At 47.7% G+C, this 4,238-nt stretch carries 2 tRNA genes and 2 rRNA genes (1 of these 4 running past the window's edge); all 4 read right to left on the bottom strand.

Annotated features, from left to right (window positions below):
* Positions 1-1,688, bottom strand: a 23S ribosomal RNA gene (locus ACQKC9_RS13405); it reaches 1,239 nt to the left of the window's first position.
* Between the two features lie 347 nt (positions 1,689-2,035).
* A tRNA-Ala gene (locus tag ACQKC9_RS13400) sits at positions 2,036-2,111 on the bottom strand.
* 9 nt (positions 2,112-2,120) lie between these two features.
* Positions 2,121-2,197: transfer RNA gene (locus tag ACQKC9_RS13395), tRNA-Ile, on the bottom strand.
* A gap of 75 nt (positions 2,198-2,272) precedes the next feature.
* Positions 2,273-3,811: ribosomal RNA gene (locus ACQKC9_RS13390) — 16S ribosomal RNA — on the bottom strand.
* Together the 16S and 23S rRNA genes with 2 tRNA genes alongside form the textbook arrangement of a ribosomal RNA operon.
* Positions 3,812-4,238: the final 427 nt, after the last annotated feature.

Genomic DNA, 4,238 nt, shown 5'->3' with positions numbered 1-4,238 from the left:
TCAACAGCGTACCTTCTCCCGAAGTTACGGTACCATTTTGCCTAGTTCCTTCAGCAGAGTTCTCTCAAGCGCCTTGGTATTCTCTACCTGATCACCTGTGTCGGTTTAGGGTACGATTCGTTTATAACTATTGCTTAGAAGCTTTTCCTGGAAGCATGGTATTTGCCACTTCGCTGTACAAGTACAGCTTGCTATCAGATCTCGGTATAGAATAGCCCGGATTTACCTAAGCTATAAACCTACATCCTTTCACCTGGACAACCAACGCCAGGCTGACATAACCTTCTCCGTCCCTCCATCGCATTATAAACAAGTATCGGAATATTAACCGATTTCCCATCGACTACGCCTTTCGGCCTCGCCTTAGGGGTCGACTCACCCAGCCCCGATTAACGTTGGACTGGAACCCTTGATCTTCCGGCGTGCGAGCTTTTCACTCGCATTATCGTTACTCACGTCAGCATTCGCTCTTGTGATACCTCCAGCATGCTTTACAACACACCTTCACAGGCTTACACAACGCTCCCCTACCACTTGAAAACAAATTCAAATCCGCAGCTTCGGCTCCTAGTTTGAGCCCCGTTACATCTTCCGCGCGGGCCGACTCGACTAGTGAGCTATTACGCTTTCTTTAAAGGATGGCTGCTTCTAAGCCAACCTCCTAGCTGTCTATGCCTTCCCACCTCGTTTCCCACTTAACTAGGAATTTGGGGCCTTAGCTGGCGGTCTGGGTTGTTTCCCTCTCCACGATGGACGTTAGCACCCACCGTGTGTCTCCCGGATATCACTCATCGGTATTCGGAGTTTGCATCGGTTTGGTAAGTCGGTATGACCCCCTAGCCGAAACAGTGCTCTACCCCCAATGGTGTTCGTCCGAGGCGCTACCTAAATAGCTTTCGGGGAGAACCAGCTATCACCGAGTTTGATTAGCCTTTCACCCCTATCCACAAGTCATCCCCTGGCTTTTCAACGACAGTGGGTTCGGTCCTCCGGTGCCTGTTACGGCACTTTCAACCTGCTCATGGATAGATCACTCGGTTTCGGGTCTATACCCTGCAACTAAACGCCCTATTAAGACTCGGTTTCCCTACGGCTCCCCTAAACGGTTAACCTTGCTACAGAATATAAGTCGCTGACCCATTATACAAAAGGTACGCGGTCACCCAACAAGTGGGCTCCCACTGCTTGTACGCACACGGTTTCAGGTTCTATTTCACTCCCCTCACAGGGGTTCTTTTCGCCTTTCCCTCACGGTACTGGTTCACTATCGGTCAGTCAGGAGTATTTAGCCTTGGAGGATGGTCCCCCCATCTTCAAACAGGATTTCTCGTGCCCCGCTCTACTTAATATGTTAACTCTAATGTTTCGAATACAGGACTATCACCTACTACGGTCAGCTTTCCCACGCTGTTCTTCTACATTAGAATTAATCGGCTTCTCCCCGTTCGCTCGCCGCTACTAGGGGAATCTCAATTGATGTCTATTCCTAAGGGTACTGAGATGTTTCACTTCCCCTCGTTCGCTTCCTAATAAATTAGGATACCTACCTTATGGTAAGTGGGTTTCCCCATTCAGAAATCTCCGGATCACAGGATATTGCCGCCTCCCCGAAGCTTATCGCAGGCTGTCACGTCTTTCATCGCCTCTGACTGCCAAGGCATCCACCATGTGCGCTTCATTACTTGACCATACAACCCCAAGTAGTCTTTCGACTTCTAAGTGTCATACAATCTAATTATGATAACGATATCACCTATGTTTATACGCTTGATTCAGTTCTCTTTACTTTTTTTAATAACTCACCCCTGGGATAACAACTGATGTCGTTAAGAGGCGAGTTATTAAGGTTAAGAAGTGCGCGTGAACACGCTCTTCCTAACCCAGACTCATATCTATGTTTTTAAATAGTCTCTATGCTCTCGTCGAGTCACAGATTCTGTATAAAACAGAAAGAAGTAATCAGTTAAAATCACTTGTTTCTATTTAATACCTATTTATTTATTAGCATCTAAAGCTTACTTAACCGTCTTAGTAGTGGTGGAGCCAAACGGAGTCGAACCGTTGACCTCCTGCGTGCAAGGCAGGCGCTCTACCAACTGAGCTATGGCCCCATTGTAAAATGGTGGGTCTAGGTGGACTTGAACCACCGACCCCCGCGTTATCAACACGGTGCTCTAACCAGCTGAGCTACAGACCCTAATACGTTTGTTAAAAACGTAAGCTTAAACTAAAGAACAACTTGTTGTGAATTCTTGCTGACCGAATGCGTCTATAAGGAGGTGATCCAGCCGCAGGTTCCCCTACGGCTACCTTGTTACGACTTCACCCCAGTCATCAACCACACCGTGGTGAACGCCTCCCCGAAGGTTAAGCTATCCACTTCTGGTGCAATCAACTCCCATGGTGTGACGGGCGGTGTGTACAAGGCCCGGGAACGTATTCACCGCGGCATTCTGATCCGCGATTACTAGCGATTCCTACTTCATGGAGTCGAGTTGCAGACTCCAATCTGGACTACGATAGGCTTTTTGAGATTCGCATCACATCGCTGTGTAGCTGCCCTCTGTACCTACCATTGTAGCACGTGTGTAGCCCTGGTCGTAAGGGCCATGATGACTTGACGTCGTCCCCGCCTTCCTCCAGTTTGTCACTGGCAGTATCCTTAGAGTTCCCGGCTTAACCCGCTGGTAACTAAGGACAAGGGTTGCGCTCGTTGCGGGACTTAACCCAACATCTCACGACACGAGCTGACGACAGCCATGCAGCACCTGTATTCTAATTCCCGAAGGCACTCCCGCATCTCTGCAGGATTCTAGATATGTCAAGACCAGGTAAGGTTCTTCGCGTTGCATCGAATTAAACCACATGCTCCACCGCTTGTGCGGGCCCCCGTCAATTCATTTGAGTTTTAACCTTGCGGCCGTACTCCCCAGGCGGTCTACTTATTGCGTTAGCTGCGTCACTAAGTCCTCAAGGGACCCAACGACTAGTAGACATCGTTTACGGCGTGGACTACCAGGGTATCTAATCCTGTTTGCTACCCACGCTTTCGAGCCTCAGTGTCAGTATGATGCCAGGAAGCTGCCTTCGCCATCGGTATTCCTTCAGATCTCTACGCATTTCACCGCTACACCTGAAATTCTACTTCCCTCTCACCTACTCTAGCCTAACAGTTTCAGATGCAGTTCCCAGGTTAAGCCCGGGGATTTCACATCTGACTTATCAAGCCACCTACGCTCGCTTTACGCCCAGTAATTCCGATTAACGCTTGCACCCTCTGTATTACCGCGGCTGCTGGCACAGAGTTAGCCGGTGCTTATTCTGCAGCTAATGTCATCGTCTCCGGGTATTAACCGAAGAGTCTTCTTCACTGCTTAAAGTGCTTTACAACCAAAAGGCCTTCTTCACACACGCGGCATGGCTGGATCAGGGTTTCCCCCATTGTCCAATATTCCCCACTGCTGCCTCCCGTAGGAGTCCGGGCCGTGTCTCAGTCCCGGTGTGGCTGATCATCCTCTCAGACCAGCTACAGATCGTCGCCATGGTAGGCCTTTACCCCACCATCTAGCTAATCCGACTTAGGCTCATCTAATAGCGAGAGCAGTAAACTGCCCCCTTTCTCCCGTAGGTCGTATGCGGTATTAATACGAGTTTCCCCGTGCTATCCCCCACTACTAGGTAGATTCCTAAGTATTACTCACCCGTCCGCCGCTCGACGCCTGGTAGCAAGCTACCATCGTTTCCGCTCGACTTGCATGTGTTAAGCCTGCCGCCAGCGTTCAATCTGAGCCATGATCAAACTCTTCAGTTTAATCTTGCTATGAAGCTCTTTAAAGAAGCTTCTAAACTTGGCTCATCTAATCTGGCAAAATCGCTAAAAATTATGTTCGTAATGAATTAACTTTGAGTTTTTCTGCTGTCTTAAATGATAATTTTTATAGTTAATAATCTTTCCGAAAAGAAAAGATAGTCAACTTTATTTTTTAGCATTCTGAATCAGCAAAAATCCACACAAGTTGTTCTTTAGTTATGCTTTTAAATAATGTCTGACACTGTCGTCCAGTGCTAGTATTTCAAACTAAATAAGTCAGCCAATGTGGCTTATCCTATTTAGCGAGCTGACCATCATATCATGTTTTAATAGTCTGTCAACTTCTTTTTTTAATTTGTTTCAACAAGTTAACTGGGTTATTAATGTGTAATAACACACTAGCTACTTCCAGCTCGTCTTGATGAGG

Origin of the sequence: Psychrobacter sp. NPDC078409 (genome assembly GCF_050268505.1) — a bacterium.
Taxonomy (GTDB): Bacteria; Pseudomonadota; Gammaproteobacteria; order Pseudomonadales; family Moraxellaceae; genus Psychrobacter.
The sequence above is the reverse complement of the archived record's forward strand: the minus strand, read 5'-3'. Positions and strand labels throughout refer to the sequence as shown.